This is a genomic window from Algibacter luteus, assembly GCF_900141715.1.
GTDB classification, from domain to species: Bacteria; Bacteroidota; Bacteroidia; order Flavobacteriales; family Flavobacteriaceae; genus Arenitalea; species Arenitalea lutea.
The window spans coordinates 162,193-180,537 of the sequence record NZ_FQYK01000003.1 but is presented as its reverse complement, the minus strand read 5'-3'; the positions used below and the strand labels follow the sequence as shown (position 1 = coordinate 180,537).

Here is an 18,345-nt window from a genome sequence, read left to right as displayed (position 1 = left end):
TTAAAAGATTATTGTTTCGAGTCAAATGGTAATATTAAATTAATTAAGAAATGGAAAAAAATTCAAAAATATATGTTGCTGGCCATAAAGGGCTTGTGGGATCTACAATTCTTAAAAACCTAAAAAGTAAAGGATATACTAATTTAATAACTAGAACTCATAAGGAATTAGATTTGCTCATTCAGGAAGATGTTATTAAATTTTTTGAAAAGGAAAAACCTGAATATGTTGTACTAGCAGCTGCTAAGGTTGGCGGAATACTTGCCAATAATAAGTATAGAGCTGATTTTATTTATGAGAATTTAATGGTACAGAACAATGTTATTCACCAATGTTATTTAAATAACGTTAAAAAATTATTGTTTTTAGGGAGCACCTGTATTTACCCTAAAAACGCGTCTCAGCCTATGAAAGAGAATAGTTTGTTAACAGGGCCACTTGAGTATACCAATGAACCTTATGCGATTGCAAAAATTGCAGGGATTAAAATGTGCGAGAGCTATAATTTACAATATGGCACAAATTTCATTTCTGTTATGCCAACTAATCTTTATGGTCCTAACGATAATTTTGATTTAGAAACATCGCATGTGCTACCTGCATTAATTAGAAAAATTCATTTGGCTAAATTATTATCTGAATCGAAATATGATGAGGTGTTAAAAGACCTGAACGTTGATTCTATTAAAGAAGCCAAAACATACTTATTACCTTTTGGGGTTACAGAAACTAGCGTTGAAATTTGGGGGACAGGTAAACCCAAAAGAGAGTTTTTATGGAGTGAAGAGATGGGTGAGGCATGTGTTTTTTTAATGGAAAACTGTGATTTTAAAGACACTTATTCTGAAAAAAATGGAGAAATACTTAATACACACATAAACATTGGCACAGGAAAAGATATTTCTATTAAAAGACTTGCTGAAATAATTAAAGATACTGTAGGGTATAAAGGCGAGTTAGTATTTAATCACGATAAACCCGATGGTACACCTAGAAAACTAACAGATGTATCAAAAATAAATAACATGGGCTGGCAATATAAAATAGAAATAGAAGAAGGGGTTGAAAAACTTTATCAATGGTACCTAAATAAATAAGTTAGACCACTAAAATCACATTATTGTTTTCCTCGATTTACTTCGGTTAAATTAAATCAAAATAGTAGTATATTTGCCACAACCAAACCAAACTATGAGTCGTAAAAAGCATCATGAAAGAACTAGAGCTCAAGAAAGCTCAAACGCTATTGAAAGAATGTACGTTACTATGCGCCATTTATTTAATAGAGGTTTCTACAAACCAATGGGTATTTCTGGTGAAACACTACGAAATGCATTATTACTTTTAAGACCAGAAATTTACGGTTCTATTGGAGATGAAAAAGCAGAACTAGAAGGCTTAATTTATGTTATAGATAGATTGCCACAAGGTATAGAAGAATGCACGTTTATTAACTTAACAAGTGATGAAGGCTATTCAGAATCGCACTTCAAACCTATAATTCCAGAGAAACGCCGTCGAAACTGTTATAGGATTGACAACGAACAAATGAATATTGAGATTACCAGAGGGCGTTCTGAAATTTATGATATTCTTACCCACTTAACTTTTCTTTTTATTGAATCGCATAAAATAAGTAAACGTGTATTAATTGACGAGCAAGGATCCACCACCAGAGACTGGATTAAATTAGAAAAGGCAGTTTTATCTAAAAAGAAGCTTACTCAAGAAGAAAGAGAGGTAGCTATTACTCACACAGCTAATATTTTAGGGAGAACGTTTAATGAGTTAAGTACGGTTTATAAGGCGTTTGCTAAACCTTCACAACCTGAAAGGTTATTACATATAGTTTATTGGTTGGGTAAATTGGCCATAGAAGAATTAATAAATAATAACAAACGCACAATTACATTTAGCCCTGTTTTAAGAGAACGAATTGGGCATCATATCCATGGGGAAATTTGGGCTGACGAAATCAAAGACACACTTTTTAAAAATGATTTATTAGAAAGACCAATTCATATCATAAGTGCTAATATGCATAGTGTTATGAATACGCTGTACGCTTTTAATGCGCTAAAGCCTAATTCACATAAACAAGACATTTTTACGGTCTATCAATCTTTAAGTAAAAATGAAAATAAATTATTGCGCAATAAAGTAACAAAAGAAGCGTTGCAAAAAGGCATGATTTATATAGAAGATACTTCTGGGACGAATATAGATGTTCAAATATTTGATACGACTAAATTGGACATTTCTAAAATGGATATTAAAATTTCTCAGACTAGTATAAAACAAAATAAACCTGTTATATTAGTCATGGATTATGCTTTTGGTGAGCAAGCTTACGAAACCATAGATGAGTTACTAAAGCCTTATAAACAAAAAGGAAAAAAACACCATCTTAATGTAGAGTCTATATCCATTATGGGAAAAGCCGGTATTTTAGAAGGCGATAAAGGAGATATAATGATACCTTCAGCTCATATTTTTGAAGGCACTGCCGACAATTATCCTTTTGAGAATGAATTAAAAAAGGAAGATTTAGAAGGTCATGGCATAAATATATGTAAAGGTTCAATGATTACAGTTTTAGGAACCTCTTTACAAAATAAGGATATATTAAAATTCTTTTATAATTCCACATGGCAGGTGATTGGATTAGAAATGGAAGGTGCACATTACCAAAAAGCAATCCAAGCGGCTTCAAAAGTTCGAGGCAGTATAAAACCAGATGTAAAAGTAAGATATGCTTATTATGCTAGTGATAATCCATTAAAAACAGGCGCAACTTTAGCATCAGGAGGTTTGGGGACTTCAGGCGTGAAACCAACATATTTAATAACAAGAACTATTTTAGAACAAATATTTAATTAAATTATATCATGAGTAAAAATTTACAAGAAAAATCCCAATCTGAAGAAGTAGATTTAGGACAATTGTTCAAACTAATAGGGAATTTGTTTCAACGATTATATGATTTTATAGCATCAATTTTTAAAGGTATATTTAGAGTTATATTATTGTTTTTAATCCATGTTTTTCAACGATTAAAATGGTACGCTTTAGCAATCGTTTTAGGACTTGTATTAGGTTTTGTTATTGATTATTTAAGTGAGGATAAATATGGAGCGAATGTGTTTATAGAAACTAATTTTAGTTCTTCTCATCAGGTATATGAAAACATGAAATATCTTCATCAATTAGCCAAAAAAGATAAAGACTCATTAGAATTGGCTAGAAAATTAAATATACCAGTTTCCGATGCAGCTAAACTAAAAGGGTTTTATATAGAACCAGATATAGATGAGAATGAAAAAATGCAGATGTTTGTTGAGTTTAAAGAAGGATTAGATTCTATTGCAAGAGAGGAGTATACCTATGATACATTCACGAGTTCTATAGATTACTATAGCTTTAATCGCCATAAAATTGGAGTAGAATCAACCGATCGCTTTATTTTTGGAAAACTTAAAGGGAAATTCATTCAAGCAATAACAGATAATGATTATTTAATAAATTTAAAAAACGTAACCTTAAAGAATTTTGAGGCACAGGAATTATCGTTAATAGCCGAACAGAAGAAAATTGATTCTTTAATGGATATATATTTGAATATTAGAGATCGCGAATCTAAAAAAGAAGCTGTTGTTGGTTCTGGAACGAATTTTTTTATGGCTAACAGTGAAGATCAAACCTCTTTACTTGTCGATGAATCTGAATTAATTAACAAGATTTCAGTGATAGATAGACAACGTAGACAAATTCAAGAAGACGTTGTAATTCAAAGTAATATTGTTAACGTTATTGCTGATTTTCCGGATGCCGGTTATGATATTTCTGAATGGACCGACAAAAAGAAATTTGTGTTACCAATAGTGTTATTTACTATAACTTTTATTGGCTTTTTGTTAATAGGTTTAGGACAATACTTATCTCAAGAAGATAAGAAGTTAAAAGCATAACAATGACTATTCTAGTAACAGGTGGTGCTGGTTTTATTGGCTCAAATTATATTGTTTATTTTCTTGAGCAGCACCCACTTGTTAAAATCGTAAATATTGATAAGCTCACCTATGCAGGTGAGCTTTCTAATTTAGAAGAAATAAAACATCATAAAAATTATACGTTTATAAAAGGGGATATTTGTGATAGAGATTTGATTGAAAGTTTATTTATAAAGTATAATTTTACTGGAGTTATTCATTTCGCTGCAGAGTCGCATGTTGATAATTCAATAAAATCACCTAACGAATTTATAAACACAAATGTTCTAGGTACTTTTAATTTACTAGATGTTGCAAAAAACCATTGGATGGAATCACCGCATATGGTTAAACAGGAGCATAAAAAATCCAGATTTCTACACATTTCAACAGATGAGGTTTATGGCACCCTTGGTGATGAAGGACTGTTTACAGAACAAACCCCATACGCACCAAATAGCCCTTACAGTGCTTCAAAAGCATCGTCAGATTTTATTGCAAGAAGCTATTTTCATACGTATGGTTTGAATGTTGTTACTACGAATTGCTCGAACAATTATGGACCCAAACAGCATGACGAAAAATTAATTCCAACTATTATTAGAAAAGCATTAAAAGGTGAGAATATCCCAATTTATGGTGATGGGAAAAATATCCGAGATTGGTTATATGTTTTAGATCATTGTAAGGGAATAGATTTAGCGTTCAATAAGGGTGTTACAGGAGAAACCTATAATATTGGAGGTAAAAACGAGCGTAATAATTTATATATTGCAAAAGCCATATGCGAAATATTAGATAAAGTCTTACCTAAAAAACAATCCTATAAAGAACAAATTACCTTTGTAAAAGATAGACCAGGTCATGATTTTAGGTATGCTATAGATGCTTCTAAAATAGAAAAAGATTTAGGCTGGCAGGCTCAGGAAAATTTTGAAACAGGCATCAAAAAAACCATAGATTGGTATATAAATAAATATCAAGGATAATGAAAGGAATCATATTAGCTGGAGGCTCAGGAACGAGATTGTATCCACTTACAAAAGTAGTAAGTAAACAACTTATGCCTGTTTACGATAAGCCCATGATTTATTATCCTCTAACGACTCTTTTATCTGCAGGTATTAGAGAAATACTAATTATATCAACTTCAAAAGATTTAATCAACTTTAAAGCCCTTTTAGGAGATGGATATGATTATGGATGTAAATTTGAATATGCGGTTCAAGAAGAGCCTAAAGGTTTGGCAGAAGCATTTATTATTGGAGAAAGTTTCATTGAAAATGATAGTGTGGCTTTAATTTTAGGAGATAATATTTTCTACGGTTCTGGTTTAGACGTTACTTTACAAAACAATATAGACCCTATTGGCGGTGTTATTTTTGCTTATCATGTTCAAGATCCGCAACGCTATGGTGTGGTCGAATTTGACGAAAACAGTAAAGCCATTTCAATTGAAGAAAAACCTGAAAAACCAAAATCTAATTTTGCGGTTCCTGGAATATATTTTTACGACAACTCTGTAGTTGATATAGCTAAATCAATAAAACCAAGTAAACGTGGTGAGTTAGAAATCACAGATGTTAATAAGGTGTATTTAAATAAAGGCGAGCTAAATGTTCAAATTTTAGATAAAGGAACGGCTTGGTTAGATACAGGCACGTTCACTTCATTAATGCAGGCTTCTCAGTTCGTTCAAGTTATTGAGGAACGTCAAGGCCAAAAAATTGGTTGTATTGAGGAGGTGGCTTATAAAATGGGTTATATAAATAAAGCTCAATTATTAAAATTAGCTCTACCGTTGCTTAAAAGTGGTTATGGAGATTATCTTCAACAAATAGTCTAATATAAAATGAAAGTTGAAGAAACATATTTAAAAGGCTGCTTTGTAATTATGCCTAAAGTTTTCAAAGATGACAGAGGTTACTTTTTAGAAACCTTTAATGAGCAAGTCTTTTCAAAAGAAACAGGAATTAAAACGCATTTTGTTCAAGACAACTTATCAAAATCGTCAAAAGGAGTCCTTAGAGGTCTTCATTTTCAAGAAGGAGAGGCTGCACAAGCAAAACTTGTTCAAGTTATAAAAGGGAGAGTTTTGGATGTATGTGTAGATTTAAGAAAAGATTCGCTAACATTCGGAAAACATTTTTCAATAACATTGGATGGTTTGAATAAAGTTCAACTTTATGTTCCTAGAGGCTTTGCGCACGGATTTATAGTATTAGAAGACAACACCATTTTTTCATATAAATGTGATAATTTTTATGATAAGAATTCAGAATCTGGAATCATTTTCAATGATAAAACGTTAAATATTGACTGGAATTTTCCTGAAGAAAAAATAATCGTGTCTGAAAAAGACAAAACCTTAGAAACATTTGAAAACCTATTCAGATGATAAAAAAAGTTTTAGTTACGGGTGCCAATGGTCAATTAGGAAAAACCATTAAAGAATTATACGAAGTAAATGATTTAGGATTAGAATTTATTTTTGTTTCAAAAGAAGATTTAGATATTACAAATAGTAATCATGTCAATTCGTTTTTTGATTCACATAAATTTGACTACTGTTTAAATAGTGCTGCATACACTAATGTAGATTTAGCTGAATCTGAGCCCGATTTAGCTCGAAAGATAAACGAATTAGGGCCAATAAATTTAGCTAAAGCATGCAAAAAACAGGATGTAGTGCTAATTCATTTGTCAACAGATTTTGTTTTCGATGGTAATAAATCGTCGTTTTATAACGAAAGCGATAAACCAAACCCATTGAATGTTTACGGAAAAAGTAAACTAAAAGGAGAAATTGCTATTTCTGAATTATTGGAAAAATATTTTGTGATTAGAACTTCATGGTTGTACTCAAAATTCGGAAACAATTTCATGAAAACAATGCTTAAATTAGCCGCCAAAAATAACGAGATAAAGGTTGTTTGCAATCAGGTAGGATCTCCAACATATGCTGCTGATTTGGCTAATGTATTAATAAAGCTAATCATTTCTGACAAAAAATCTTACGGTATTTATCATTATAGTAACGAAGGAATAGCTAGTTGGTACGATTTCGCTAAAGCTATTTTTGAAGAAAGCCATACCGAAATAAAATTGATACCAATTAAGCAAGAAGAATATTATTCGCCGGCAAAAAGGCCGTCTTTTAGTGTTTTAGATAAAAGTAAGATTAAAAAAGAATTGGGCATTGAGATCCATCATTGGCGCGACAGTTTAAAAGAAGCTTTATTGTGTTAAAATGATAATCAATTAAAAGTTTAGCTCGGTGTTTTTAAAAAGTATAGTACCGTTTCCAATTTAAGAAATGTCAAGAATTATTTAAATTAGGGAAACATTATATTTGCAAGAAGATTTTATATTTGGGGAATACCAAGTATTTTTTTTACTTTTCTAATTCATTGGTTATTTTAAATGCTGCGCTACGTTTAGCAAGTTTTAGAATTAGTTAAAGCTAACATAGAAATTATTTAAGAATAAAATTATTAAGTTATACACCTCAAAAATGAAGATAATTTCACACCGTGGATATTGGAAAGAAGAATCAGAAAAAAATGCCATAATTGCCTTTGAAAGATCCTTTAATTTAGGGTTTGGAACGGAAACTGATATTAGAGATTTTAATGGTGAACTTGTAATATCTCATGATATACCTAACAAAGATTGTATAAGCGTTAATTTATTTTTAGAAATATATAAATCTATAGACAAAACCTTACCTTTGGCCCTAAATATAAAGTCGGACGGATTGCAATCTAAATTAAAAGAATTATTGAACAAGCATGAGGTTAGTAATTACTTTGTTTTTGACATGTCTATTCCAGATGGATTAAATTATTTAAACAAGGGTTTTAACGTTTATACAAGACAAAGTGAGTATGAACCAAAACCTTCGTATTATGAGAAGGCTAAAGGCGTTTGGATTGATGAATTTCATGAACACTGGATTACAAAAGATACTATCGCACATCATATAAATAATAATAAATCTGTCTGCATTGTTTCTCCAGACCTTCATAAACGAGATTACTTAAAAGAGTGGAATAATTATAAAGATTACAGTAAATCTGGAAATTTTAGTAACGTAATGATTTGTACAGACTATCCCGAAACAGCCAAAACTTTTTTTCATGAATAAAATTAAAGCCGTAATATTTGATATGGATGGCGTTTTAATAGATGCTAAAGATTGGCATTATGAAGCGCTTAATCAAGCACTTGAATTATTTGGCATGCAAATTTCAAGATATGACCATTTGGTAACTTTTGATGGCTTGCCAACAAAGAAAAAACTCGAGATGCTTTCATTAGAACGAGGTCTTCCTAAAGAGTTGCATACTTTTATTAATCAAATGAAACAACAATATACTCTTGAAATTGTTAATCATAAATGTAAACCAAAATTTTATCACGAATATGCACTTTCTAGACTAAAAAATTTGGATTATAAGCTAGCAGTCTGTTCTAATTCTGTGCGAAATTCAGTCCAAACTATGCTTGATAAGGCATCTTTAATCGATTATATGGATTTCTACATTTCCAATCAAGATGTTAACAGAGGTAAACCAGATCCAGAAATGTATAATAAGGCCATAAAGAGAATGGGGTTAACACCTAAAGAATGTATGATTGTTGAAGATAATGATCATGGAATTATGGCGGCCAAAGCAAGTGGGGCCTTTGTAATGGAAGTTGAAACGGTTGAAGATGTAAATTACATAAATATTCTTAAACATATTAATCAATACGAAGCAGAATTATGAAAATATTAGTTCCAATTGCAGGAAAGAGTTCTTTTTTTGATGAAAAAAACTCTCCTTTTTCTAAGTCTCTTATAGAGATTAAAGGAAAGCCAATGATTGAAATGGTAGTTGATAATTTAAATACTATTGATGACAAGCTTGAATTTGTTTTTTTGGTAAATTCTGAGGATTGCAAAAAATTTCATTTAAACAATATTCTTAAGTTAATTTCAAAAGATTGTGAAGTTGTAAAAATAAGTGGAGACACAAAAGGGGCTTTGTGCAGCGTCTTATTGGGCATTGAGCACATAGATGACGGAGAATTAATAATTTGTAATGGAGATCAGATACTAGATTGTAATTTTAATGAAGCCATTAATCATTTTAGAGAAAACGATTATGATGGCGGGCTTATTACATTTAATGCGGTACACCCAAGATGGTCATATGTTCGTTTTGACGACAATAAAAACGTGATTGAGACTGCAGAAAAAAGACCCATAAGTAAATACGCGATTGCAGGCTTTTATTATTTTAAGGATGGAAAAGAGTTTGTAAAGGCTGCTATGGATTCCATTAAAAAAGATTCGAATGTTAATGGCAATTATTACATCGCCCCTGCGATAAACCAAATGATTTTAAAAAACAAGAAAATAACAACTTTTGAAATAAAACCTGAACAATACCACAGTTTTTATTCTCCTAAAAAAATTAATGAATTTGAAAATGGGAATTATTAAAAGCAATTTAAATAAGCTAAAATTAGGATGGTTTGTTGGTAATTTTGAACCATCGCTTTATAAAACAAATGACGTTGAAATAGCTGTTAAGTCTTATTCAAAAGGAGATTACGAAGAGCTACATTATCACAAAATTGCAACAGAAATAACAGTTATAGTTTCTGGCAAAGTAAAAATGAATGGAGAGGTATATGAAAAAGGAGATGTTCTTGTAATACCGCCTAACCACTCAACAGATTTTGAAGCATTAGAAGATACAACAACTACAGTAGCGAAACTACCTGGAGCTAATAACGATAAATACTTAGGAAAACCAAATGATTAATATTGTAATACCAATGGCTGGAGAGGGAAGTAGATTCTCTAAAGCTGGATATAAAAAGCCAAAACCATTTATTGATGTAAATGGAATTCCAATGATTGAAAGGGTGATTAAAAATTTAAAACTGCCCGATTGTAGATTTATTTTAATCGCAAGAGAAGATCATATAAATAAAGAAAAAGAGCTGGTTAAAGAATTAGAGGAAAAGTATAATGCTAAATTTATTTCTATTTCAAAATTAACAGAAGGAACAGCTTGTACTGTGTTGTACGCAAGAAAATATATTAATAATGATCAACCATTGCTAATTGCGAATTCAGATCAAATTGTTGATATAAATATTGAGAATTTTATTAATGACTGCATGGATAAATCTTTAGATGGGTCAATTCTAACATTTGAGGACGAAGAGCGAAACCCTAAATGGTCATTTGCAAAAATTAACGATAATGGATTGGTAACAGAGGTTAAAGAAAAGGAAGCTATATCTGAGTATGCTACAGTTGGAATTTACCTATTTACTAAAGGAAGCGATTTTGTCAATGCAAGTATCGATATGATTATAGAGAATGAAAGAGTGAATAACGAATTTTATACCTGTCCGACCTATAATTATGCGATAGCAGAGAACAAAAAAATAGGAATTTTCAATATAGACTATAAATTAATGCATGGTATAGGGACTCCTGAAGACCTAAATCTTTATCTAAAGTTAATAAAATGAAAATAGCTTTTTGTTTACACGGTTTATCTGCAGGACTAAACTTTAAAGAAGGAGGTTTACCTGTAACATTTAGTAAAGAATCTGATTTATTTAAAAAGCATATTTTAGATTTAAATGATGTTGATTGTTTTTTTCATACTTGGGAATCTGATTCCATTGACGATTTAGTGGCTATTTATAAACCAAAAAAGCACAAAGTAGAACCCATAAAAACGTTTAAAAAACCAAACTTAATTGAACGCCTCAAGCATAAGTATAGAAAATCAGTTAAGGGTGTTAATGAATTACAAAGGATAAATAATGTTTATTCTAGATGGTATAGTTTTTATGAGTCTACAAAACTAGTAGAACAGTATGAAAAGGAAACCGGAATTAAGTATGATTTTATCTTTAACACTCGATTTGACATGTCCTTATTTAAAGACATATTGTTTCAAGACTTAGATAAATCAAAATTTTATTGTGGTGATTGGTATAATTATTATGATAAAAATGGAAATATGCTTGATGAAACGAAACTATTTAATAATAAAGAAAAGCATAGTAAAGAGGTAAATGGTTTTCCTGAAAACATAAATGGTTTATCCGATTTTTGGTTTTGTTCCGGGAGAGACACTATGGTGAAATTTTCTCAAATATATTTTGAATTGAAAGGTCTAGTAAAAATTGCTGGAAAAAGTAATCATCGAATTGCGTTGGCAAAATTGAGATCTATGAATATGGAAAAGGATATTGCGAAAATATTAGAGTATAGTAAAGATTATTATTTAAGCAGATGGATAGAAGATTAGATGGATTACAAATCTTTATTTAAAATTGAAATTTTATTCAAGGTTCTTTCAAAAGGAGTAGGGTTTGGAAAGAGCCTAATTTTATTATTCTTATTTGGTTTTACTAAAGCATTAGACTCTTACTATTTAGCTTTATCCTTAACAGGTATAATACTTTCAATTCCAGTAGTTTTTGAGCTGCTTTTTATGGGTGAATTGAAAGATAAAATTGAAGGGAATAAGCTAGAGTCTCTTCAAAATTTAGGACTACAGTTTCTCACCATAGCCGCAACGTGTTCATTACTTTCAATTATTGCGGTTTGTTTTTTTTATCAAGATGATGTCTTAAGTAATGTAATTATACTTTTAATATGGGCATTCTTTTTCAATCTAAATTCATTTATAATACTAGTATTAAGAATAAAACAGCAATATAAGGCCATAGGATGGTATTTTTTCTTTTTCCCACTTATTATATCAGTAGTGCTTTTTTTATCTTATTATGGCTTTAATTTTAAAAATTCAATTATAGCATCCTTATCTATGTTGGTAAGTGAAATTATTTTAATTCTATTTTTAAAGAGTAAAGTTCGGTCTAGGTTATTTATTGCAGAAAAAATTAAATTAAAATTTGTTTTTAATAAAAAAAGACTTTCACAAATCATAAAATCTTTTAGTCTAATTTCTGCCGTCTATATTATTGACGTAACAGACAAGTCCTTTTCTTATAATTTAGAGGGCGGTTATACTACAGTTCTAATTTATGGGAGTTTAGTGCCTTTAATGGTAAGGCAAGCATTAGATTTTAAATCGGTATTTTATCATAGGCTTCAATATTCCTATTCCATTAAAAGTGATTTAAAAATATTTTATAAAACATTAAAATGGCTCTTTTACATTATTGCCCCGATAATGCTGGGTTTATATATTGTTGTTCAATTTATAGAATTAAGCCTTGTAAATAAATTTATTGATATTACAAACAATCAGTTTAATGATTTAATTCAAGTTGTAAATGTATATATACTTATACTTCCAATATATATAATTTGGGATATGATGTACAGAATATACTATAAAAATGATTATTTAAATAGTTTGTTCTTAATAATGCTCATTGGTGTTGTTCTCAATTATGTTTTAAATTACATTTTCGTAAATGTTTTGTTTATGAAAACTTCCGGTATTGCACTATCTACTTTTATAGTTTTATCTTTATATTGTTCATATTCCTTTGGCCTTTTAAAAATCAAAGAAACTAATGAATTGAAAAAAATTGGAAACCAATAAATTGAAAAAGAAAAAAATATTTTTTGTAATGCCAAATTTAGGAGGCGGTGGCGGTGAGCGTGTTATATCTATTTTATTAAACAATATTGATAGAGAAAAATATAGCCCTAGTTTGGTAATTCTGAAAGAAAGTGGTTCGAATGCTTTTTTGAAAGATTTAAAAAAAGATATTAGCATCCATTTTTTAGGAATAAAAACGAGAATTAAAATATCGTTTCCTCTTGTAATATTTAAACTAATTCAGTTAAGTAAAAAAGAACAGCCTGATATTCTTTTTTTTGGCTCTGGACAAATAAATGCATTACTTTCTCCTTTTATTCCATTGTTTCCAAAACACATTAAATTTATTGCTAGAGAATCGAATTTGCCAAGTTTGTTTGAGAAGTATTTTGTTATTAAGTTTCTATACAAGAAGTGTTATGTGAATTATGACAGTGTTATAGTGCAGTCAGATGATATGTTGAATGATTTAAATTTAAATTTTCACATTCCTCAAACTAAACTTATCAAAATTAACAATCCTGTTGATGTATTACATATTGAAAAAAAATTATTGGAAAAACCGCATACACATGAAAAAGCGCAAGATAATTTCAATATTCTAGTTGCAGGACGTTTAACTTACCAGAAAGGGTTTGATCTGCTTATCGAAGAATTGGCAAAACTAAAAAACATAGCATATAAATTGACTATTTTGGGTGATGGTGAAGAAAAAGAGAACTTAATAGCACTCTTAAATAAATACAACCTAACAAATAAGATTTGTTTTAAGGGCGCAGTTGATAATCCATATACTTTCATGAAAGCAGCAGATTTATTTATACTAAGTTCGCGTTTTGAAGGATTTCCAAATGTTGTTTTAGAATCATTAGTTTGTGGCACGCCAGTTTTAGCAAATAATTGCCTTGGCGGGATAAATGAAATAATCAAACCAGGTATTAATGGGGAAATATTTTCTTTCGAAAAGTTAGATTTTCAAGAAAAATTCGAAAAAATAATTAACACAAAATATGATTCTGTGCAGATAAGTACTGACACTAAAAACAGGTTTTCTGTAAATCATAAGATGAAAGAATTTCATAGAGTAATTGAAATGTAAAAATGAAAATTAAGTTAAATAACATTTTGTTTTATGGCATAATTATTCAAATTATTGCAACTCAAGGTATAGCTACCTTTAACTTCTTTAAAATGTTTGGGCATTGGGAATTAAAGACGATATTGCACCCTTTGTCATTTTTTTTAATTTTAGGTATTTTTTCAATAAAGGCTATTAAAAGGGTGGCTATAACCCCACTCGACTTATTGTTTTTTCTTTATTTAGGAGCCACTTCAATTTTTCTTTTTTTCAATGTCGACTCTTTAAAAGAAGGATATCTCGGATTCAGAGATGTCTATATGTTATTTGTTTTAATTTTTATTTACAACCAAATTTACCTCACTAGAAAACAATGGAATTTTATGTTGAAATTCCTTTTTTATTTAATTATTGTGAATCTCTTTTTTGTTGCGCTAACCTATATTCTTGGGCCAGAGAAATATATGGAAACCTTAACGGGAAGGTTTATTTGGGATATGGATCCAGATTACAAATTCAAAATAACTAATTTTGCGGGGACTAAATTTTGGAGAACTCCTGGTATAGTGGGAGAAGCCGGATCTCTAGCTTATTTTAGTTTGTTGACATTCGTATTAATGGATATGGACGAGAAGTATAAAGTGAAGAAATATTTCGCTCTTGCATTAACCTTTTTATGCTTTACTAGAAATGCATATTTAGTGATTCTTTTATATATAATCATCAAATTTGCTTTTCAAAAAAAGAACTTCGTAAAAATATATTTGATTCTAAAGTATAGTATTCCGTTCATTGTATTGGTTGTAATATATGTTGCGCAACTCAAATTGCTATCTGTTAAATCTGTTTATTATAGAATAAATCATTGGATTAATGACATTAATGTTCCTTATAATATATTTTATGGAGGCGCAGTGGGTAAGTCAGGAGCAGCTGTTAGAGGTGAAGGATTTGCCGCTATATTAGATAATTATTACCTGTTAATGCTGTTTTCAATTGGAATAATTGGTATATTATTGATGATTCTTTTTATTTACGAAAAAGCACGTCCGTACAGAAATTTAAGTATATTTTGCATTTCATTGTCGATAACTGCAATTTTTATCGTTTTAACTCATGGTATACCCTTTTTGGTTTTATTTCCTCTGCTTTTTATAAAAAAAGATTTTGAAAATGATTAATAGACTCCTTTTACTAAAGAATTATGATAAATTTTCTTTGTTGGTGCTATTATTAAGTGCTTTTCCCATACTTCCCTATGTTTTTAGAAGTATTTTACTAATAACATTGGCGGTATTAACTATAATTCATGTTTTTAAAACTTCAGATAACACGGGTAATTTCAATAAAACATTACTTATTACAATACTTCCTTTTTTAATTTTAATGTTGAGTCTCTCTTATACTGAAGATATTAATAAAGGAATTCAAAGGCTGATTCAAATGATGGCTTTTTTTGTATTACCATTCGTTTTTTATTTTAACAGACACCTTATCACGCTAAAATTAATTGATTGGAGTCTTAATATATTTGCTGTTTCAGTCGTTGCGTTGGTATTATACCAATGTGTTTATTGTTTATATTTCAATGAGATTATTTTTTCTGAACCTTCACAGTTAGAACTTAAAAATTTGAATTTATTAAACTCAAATAATTTAAATGAAAACGCCATAAATCAAATAAAGCTTAGACGATTTAGAAAGTTCGTAACCGAAATAACCGATACACATACTACTTATCAAGGGATTTGGATTATTTTTACAATTGCGGTGCTATTTAAAAATATTTTAAAACGAAAATCCGCGGTTTTGAAATCATTATCGGTCTTTTTTAGTATAATTTTAATAACATGGTTATTTATAATTTCAGCACGAGGACCTCTAATTGGATTAATATTAGCATCAATAGCCTCATTTATATTATATAAAAAGGGTCAAATAAACTTAAAAATTATTACTGGTTTACTTATTAGCTTAATCCTTGTTTTTTCTTTAGGGTATAAAGCTATTCCTGGATTTAAATTAAAAGTAGATGAGGTATTAAATACAAAACTGGAACTACCAACCAGCGGCAACGACATTTATAATTTTAACTCAACAAATGTTAGATATGGTATATATTATTGCTCGATTGAAGTCATTAAAAAAAATGTATTTTTAGGGGTTGGAATTGGAGACCTTCAAAAAGAATTAAATTCATGTTTTCATAATACAATTGGAGCAAAAGTTTATTTTTGGAGGGATTTTAATACCCATAATCAATTTTTATTCTTTTTTGCCTCTGCTGGAATATTAGGTGTGATTTCTTTTATATTTTCTATTTTTGCCTCAATTTATTTTGCTATAACATGGAAAGACAGTTTGTTTTTGTTTTTCATTCTAAGTGTTTTAATAGTTTTCTTAACAGAAAATGTTTTATCAAGATCTGATGGTGTCATTTTTTATTCCTTTTTTAATTCTTTAATGTTGTTTAAAACCGCCTTTAAAATAAATGATAGTAATTAACGCAAGATTTTTGACGCAAAGGCTAACCGGAGTACAGCGCGTTGCTTTTGAAATTTGTAATAGGATTCAAAATCAAATAGGCAATAAAAAAGTTATATTCGTTGCGCCTAATGATGAAATCCTTAATCATTTGGACGGAGACTTTAATATAGTTTTTACTGGAAAACGTAAAGGACAGTTGTGGGAACAAATAGATTTACCGCTTTATCTGAAAAAAAACGGGAATCCATTGCTTATTAATTTTGTTGGAATAGGCCCAGTATTTTATAAGAATAAATTAATATTTCTTTACGACTTGGCTTTTAAACATCATCCGGAATGGTTCTCTTTTGCATTTCAAAAATCATACAATCTATTAATTCCTAAAAGCATTAAGAACTCCAGACGAATAGTTACAGATAGTAATTATGTAAAGTCTGACATCATTGAAACCTATAAAATTTCTGAAAATAAAATTGATGTTATCTATCCGGCACCCTCATTACAATTTGTGAATAAAGGATTAAAAAAAGAAAAGATTATATTAACGGTTTCTTCTATAGACCCGCGAAAAAACTTAAAACGAATTATAGAAGCTTTTAACGGTATAGATTCAGATTATAAACTTAAAATTGTAGGCGCGAAAAACAAAACATTCTCTAATATTGGTATAGATGATAAACAACTTAATGAGAATATTATATTTACAGGGTATTTAACAGATGAAGAGCTAATTGATGCTTATAATACCGCTGAGATATTTATTTATGCGTCAGTTTTTGAAGGCTTTGGCATTCCGCCTCTAGAAGCTCAAGCCTGTGGGAGCGCTTGTATCGTATCTAATGCTACGTCTTTGCCTGAAGTCTATGAAGAATCAGTTGAATATTTTGACCCTCATTCTGTGGAAAGTATGAGAAATAAAATAGAAGAAGTAATTAATAATAAAGATAAAATAGAGCAACTTAAAAAATTAGGGCTAGAAAACTCAAAACGATTTAGTTGGGATACAGCAACCACTGAATTAGAATCGATAATAAAAGAATTAATATGAAAAAAGCTTTAGTGCATGATTGGTATACTGTATATGGAGGTGCAGAACGATGTGTTGAAAGTTTTAACAACATTTGGGATGATTTCGATCACTTTTCTTTGATAGATGATTTATCGCAAAAAAACAGAGATATAATTTTAAAAGGAAAACAAACAAAAAATTCGTTTATTCAAAAATTACCCTTTGGAAAAAAAAAATATAGAAGTTACCTCCCTTTATTTCCACTTGCCATTGAACAATTAGATTTTTCAGAATACGAATTAATAGTTTCATCTTCATCTTCTGTTGCAAAGGGTGTTTTAACAAGACCAGATCAATTACACATTTCTTATGTCTATTCACCGGTAAGGTATGCCTGGGATTTGTATTCACAATATATCAAAGAAGCAAAATTAGATCGAGGAATAAAAGGTTTTTTTGCTAGGTATTTCTTGTTTAAATTAAGGCAATGGGATTATTCAACTGCCAATAGACCAAATCATTATATTGCGATTTCTAAATACGTAGCTAAGAGAGTAAAAAAAATATATAATAAAGAAGCTATTGTTATATACCCTCCAGTTGACACGAATTCTTTTACACTCACAGATGAAACAAAGGACTATTACATAACTTGTTCAAGAATGGTTCCTTACAAAAAAATTGATTTGATTGTTGAAACGTTTTCGAAATCAGGAAAAAAATTAATTGTTGTTGGAGATGGACCAGATTTTAAAAAAATAAAAAAATTAGCGAAGCCAAACATAGAATTAATGGGGTATGTTGAAAAAGATGAGATGCAAAAGTTGATAAAACAATCAAGAGCATTTATCTTTGCAGCTGAAGAAGATTTTGGTATAGCGCCAATTGAAGCTCAAGCCTGTGGCATTCCGGTTATTGCATTTGGCAAGGGAGGAGCTCTTGAAACCATTAATGGGGTCTTTCCAAGTAAAAACAAGATTTCGGACGAAGTAACAGGTGTGTTTTTTAACAAACAAAACGTAAATTCTCTTTTAGAAGCAATTGATTATTTTGAAATGAATGAGGCTTTATTTGACAAAAAAACCATTAGAAAAAATACAGATCGATTTAGTATTGAGCGATTTGAAAATGAATTTAAAGAAACAGTAGAAACATTGTATAACAATTGGAAAGAAAACCAATAAA

At 29.8% G+C, this 18,345-nt stretch carries 19 protein-coding genes; all 19 read left to right on the top strand.

The genetic code is table 11. The features are described 5' to 3' along the window. The first annotated feature begins 50 nt into the window (after window positions 1-50). The 19 genes from BUA46_RS06925 (at window position 51) to BUA46_RS06835 (ending at window position 18,344) form a co-directional block, all read left to right on the top strand. Window positions 51-1,097, top strand: coding sequence for a GDP-L-fucose synthase family protein (locus BUA46_RS06925; RefSeq protein WP_019387997.1), 1,047 nt, complete (start codon window positions 51-53; stop codon window positions 1,095-1,097). Window positions 1,098-1,191: 94 nt separating this feature from the next. Next, a complete protein-coding gene (locus tag BUA46_RS06920; RefSeq protein ID WP_019387998.1) occupies window positions 1,192-2,880 on the top strand; it encodes a DUF6909 family protein in 1,689 nt (562 codons plus the stop codon). 8 nt (window positions 2,881-2,888) lie between these two features. Beyond that, window positions 2,889-3,968 carry a hypothetical protein gene (locus BUA46_RS06915; protein ID WP_019387999.1) on the top strand — a complete coding sequence of 360 codons (1,080 nt, stop codon included), beginning with the start codon at window positions 2,889-2,891 and terminating at the stop codon, window positions 3,966-3,968. Window positions 3,969-3,970: 2 nt separating this feature from the next. Then, complete coding sequence (rfbB, locus tag BUA46_RS06910; RefSeq protein WP_019388000.1) at window positions 3,971-4,978, top strand: dTDP-glucose 4,6-dehydratase; 1,008 nt, start codon at window positions 3,971-3,973, stop codon at window positions 4,976-4,978. Beyond that, entirely contained in the window at window positions 4,978-5,835 is an 858-nt protein-coding gene (gene rfbA / locus BUA46_RS06905; protein WP_019388001.1) for a glucose-1-phosphate thymidylyltransferase RfbA, read from the top strand. The genes rfbB and rfbA overlap by 1 nt, the downstream gene beginning before the upstream one ends. Before the next feature lie 6 nt (window positions 5,836-5,841). Continuing rightward, window positions 5,842-6,387, top strand: coding sequence for a dTDP-4-dehydrorhamnose 3,5-epimerase (gene rfbC / locus BUA46_RS06900; protein ID WP_019388002.1), 546 nt, complete (start codon window positions 5,842-5,844; stop codon window positions 6,385-6,387). Then, window positions 6,384-7,238 carry a dTDP-4-dehydrorhamnose reductase gene (gene rfbD, locus BUA46_RS06895; protein WP_019388003.1) on the top strand — a complete coding sequence of 285 codons (855 nt, stop codon included), beginning with the start codon at window positions 6,384-6,386 and terminating at the stop codon, window positions 7,236-7,238. Before rfbC ends, rfbD begins: the two co-directional genes overlap by 4 nt. A 265-nt stretch (window positions 7,239-7,503) precedes the next feature. Beyond that, a complete protein-coding gene (locus BUA46_RS06890; protein ID WP_019388004.1) occupies window positions 7,504-8,136 on the top strand; it encodes a PI-PLC domain-containing protein in 633 nt (210 codons plus the stop codon). Beyond that, a complete protein-coding gene (locus BUA46_RS06885; RefSeq protein ID WP_019388005.1) occupies window positions 8,129-8,761 on the top strand; it encodes an HAD family hydrolase in 633 nt (210 codons plus the stop codon). Before BUA46_RS06890 ends, BUA46_RS06885 begins: the two co-directional genes overlap by 8 nt. Further along, complete coding sequence (locus BUA46_RS06880) at window positions 8,758-9,480, top strand: glycosyltransferase family 2 protein (protein ID WP_019388006.1); 723 nt, start codon at window positions 8,758-8,760, stop codon at window positions 9,478-9,480. Before BUA46_RS06885 ends, BUA46_RS06880 begins: the two co-directional genes overlap by 4 nt. After that, window positions 9,467-9,805 (top strand): cupin domain-containing protein, encoded by a 339-nt coding sequence (locus tag BUA46_RS06875; RefSeq protein WP_019388007.1) that lies wholly within the window; start codon window positions 9,467-9,469, stop codon window positions 9,803-9,805. Before BUA46_RS06880 ends, BUA46_RS06875 begins: the two co-directional genes overlap by 14 nt. A 13-nt stretch (window positions 9,806-9,818) precedes the next feature. Continuing rightward, the gene (locus tag BUA46_RS06870; protein ID WP_237714668.1) at window positions 9,819-10,526 is read left to right on the top strand and encodes a glycosyltransferase family 2 protein; all 708 of its coding nucleotides are present in this window, start codon (window positions 9,819-9,821) and stop codon (window positions 10,524-10,526) included. After that, window positions 10,523-11,317, top strand: coding sequence for a hypothetical protein (locus BUA46_RS06865; RefSeq protein ID WP_019388009.1), 795 nt, complete (start codon window positions 10,523-10,525; stop codon window positions 11,315-11,317). The genes BUA46_RS06870 and BUA46_RS06865 overlap by 4 nt, the downstream gene beginning before the upstream one ends. After that, complete coding sequence (locus tag BUA46_RS06860; protein WP_019388010.1) at window positions 11,318-12,586, top strand: hypothetical protein; 1,269 nt, start codon at window positions 11,318-11,320, stop codon at window positions 12,584-12,586. It begins immediately after the preceding gene. A 28-nt stretch (window positions 12,587-12,614) separates the two neighbouring features. Further along, window positions 12,615-13,685: a glycosyltransferase gene (locus tag BUA46_RS06855; RefSeq protein WP_143148096.1), complete on the top strand. Its 1,071-nt coding sequence runs from the start codon at window positions 12,615-12,617 to the stop codon at window positions 13,683-13,685. Between the two features lie 2 nt (window positions 13,686-13,687). After that, entirely contained in the window at window positions 13,688-14,845 is a 1,158-nt protein-coding gene (locus BUA46_RS06850; RefSeq protein ID WP_019388012.1) for a hypothetical protein, read from the top strand. Beyond that, window positions 14,838-16,169, top strand: coding sequence for an O-antigen ligase family protein (locus tag BUA46_RS06845; protein ID WP_019388013.1), 1,332 nt, complete (start codon window positions 14,838-14,840; stop codon window positions 16,167-16,169). The genes BUA46_RS06850 and BUA46_RS06845 overlap by 8 nt, the downstream gene beginning before the upstream one ends. Then, on the top strand, window positions 16,156-17,199 hold the full coding sequence (locus BUA46_RS06840) for a glycosyltransferase family 4 protein (RefSeq protein WP_019388014.1): 1,044 nt from the start codon (window positions 16,156-16,158) through the stop codon (window positions 17,197-17,199). The genes BUA46_RS06845 and BUA46_RS06840 overlap by 14 nt, the downstream gene beginning before the upstream one ends. Continuing rightward, window positions 17,196-18,344 (top strand): glycosyltransferase, encoded by a 1,149-nt coding sequence (locus BUA46_RS06835; RefSeq protein ID WP_019388015.1) that lies wholly within the window; start codon window positions 17,196-17,198, stop codon window positions 18,342-18,344. Before BUA46_RS06840 ends, BUA46_RS06835 begins: the two co-directional genes overlap by 4 nt. Window position 18,345 lies beyond the last annotated feature (1 nt).

Coding starts and splice junctions, on each gene's coding strand:
- rfbA (WP_019388001.1), top strand. CDS start 4,978: ATGAAAGGAATCATATTAGCTGGAGGCTCAGGAACGAGATTGTATCCA.
- BUA46_RS06840 (WP_019388014.1), top strand. CDS start 16,156: ATGATAGTAATTAACGCAAGATTTTTGACGCAAAGGCTAACCGGAGTA.
- BUA46_RS06855 (WP_143148096.1), top strand. CDS start 12,615: ATGCCAAATTTAGGAGGCGGTGGCGGTGAGCGTGTTATATCTATTTTA.
- BUA46_RS06850 (WP_019388012.1), top strand. CDS start 13,688: ATGAAAATTAAGTTAAATAACATTTTGTTTTATGGCATAATTATTCAA.
- BUA46_RS06835 (WP_019388015.1), top strand. CDS start 17,196: ATGAAAAAAGCTTTAGTGCATGATTGGTATACTGTATATGGAGGTGCA.
- BUA46_RS06880 (WP_019388006.1), top strand. CDS start 8,758: ATGAAAATATTAGTTCCAATTGCAGGAAAGAGTTCTTTTTTTGATGAA.
- BUA46_RS06920 (WP_019387998.1), top strand. CDS start 1,192: ATGAGTCGTAAAAAGCATCATGAAAGAACTAGAGCTCAAGAAAGCTCA.
- BUA46_RS06865 (WP_019388009.1), top strand. CDS start 10,523: ATGAAAATAGCTTTTTGTTTACACGGTTTATCTGCAGGACTAAACTTT.
- BUA46_RS06875 (WP_019388007.1), top strand. CDS start 9,467: ATGGGAATTATTAAAAGCAATTTAAATAAGCTAAAATTAGGATGGTTT.
- rfbC (WP_019388002.1), top strand. CDS start 5,842: ATGAAAGTTGAAGAAACATATTTAAAAGGCTGCTTTGTAATTATGCCT.
- rfbB (WP_019388000.1), top strand. CDS start 3,971: ATGACTATTCTAGTAACAGGTGGTGCTGGTTTTATTGGCTCAAATTAT.
- BUA46_RS06860 (WP_019388010.1), top strand. CDS start 11,318: ATGGATTACAAATCTTTATTTAAAATTGAAATTTTATTCAAGGTTCTT.
- BUA46_RS06870 (WP_237714668.1), top strand. CDS start 9,819: ATGGCTGGAGAGGGAAGTAGATTCTCTAAAGCTGGATATAAAAAGCCA.
- BUA46_RS06885 (WP_019388005.1), top strand. CDS start 8,129: ATGAATAAAATTAAAGCCGTAATATTTGATATGGATGGCGTTTTAATA.
- BUA46_RS06845 (WP_019388013.1), top strand. CDS start 14,838: ATGATTAATAGACTCCTTTTACTAAAGAATTATGATAAATTTTCTTTG.
- BUA46_RS06915 (WP_019387999.1), top strand. CDS start 2,889: ATGAGTAAAAATTTACAAGAAAAATCCCAATCTGAAGAAGTAGATTTA.
- rfbD (WP_019388003.1), top strand. CDS start 6,384: ATGATAAAAAAAGTTTTAGTTACGGGTGCCAATGGTCAATTAGGAAAA.
- BUA46_RS06890 (WP_019388004.1), top strand. CDS start 7,504: ATGAAGATAATTTCACACCGTGGATATTGGAAAGAAGAATCAGAAAAA.
- BUA46_RS06925 (WP_019387997.1), top strand. CDS start 51: ATGGAAAAAAATTCAAAAATATATGTTGCTGGCCATAAAGGGCTTGTG.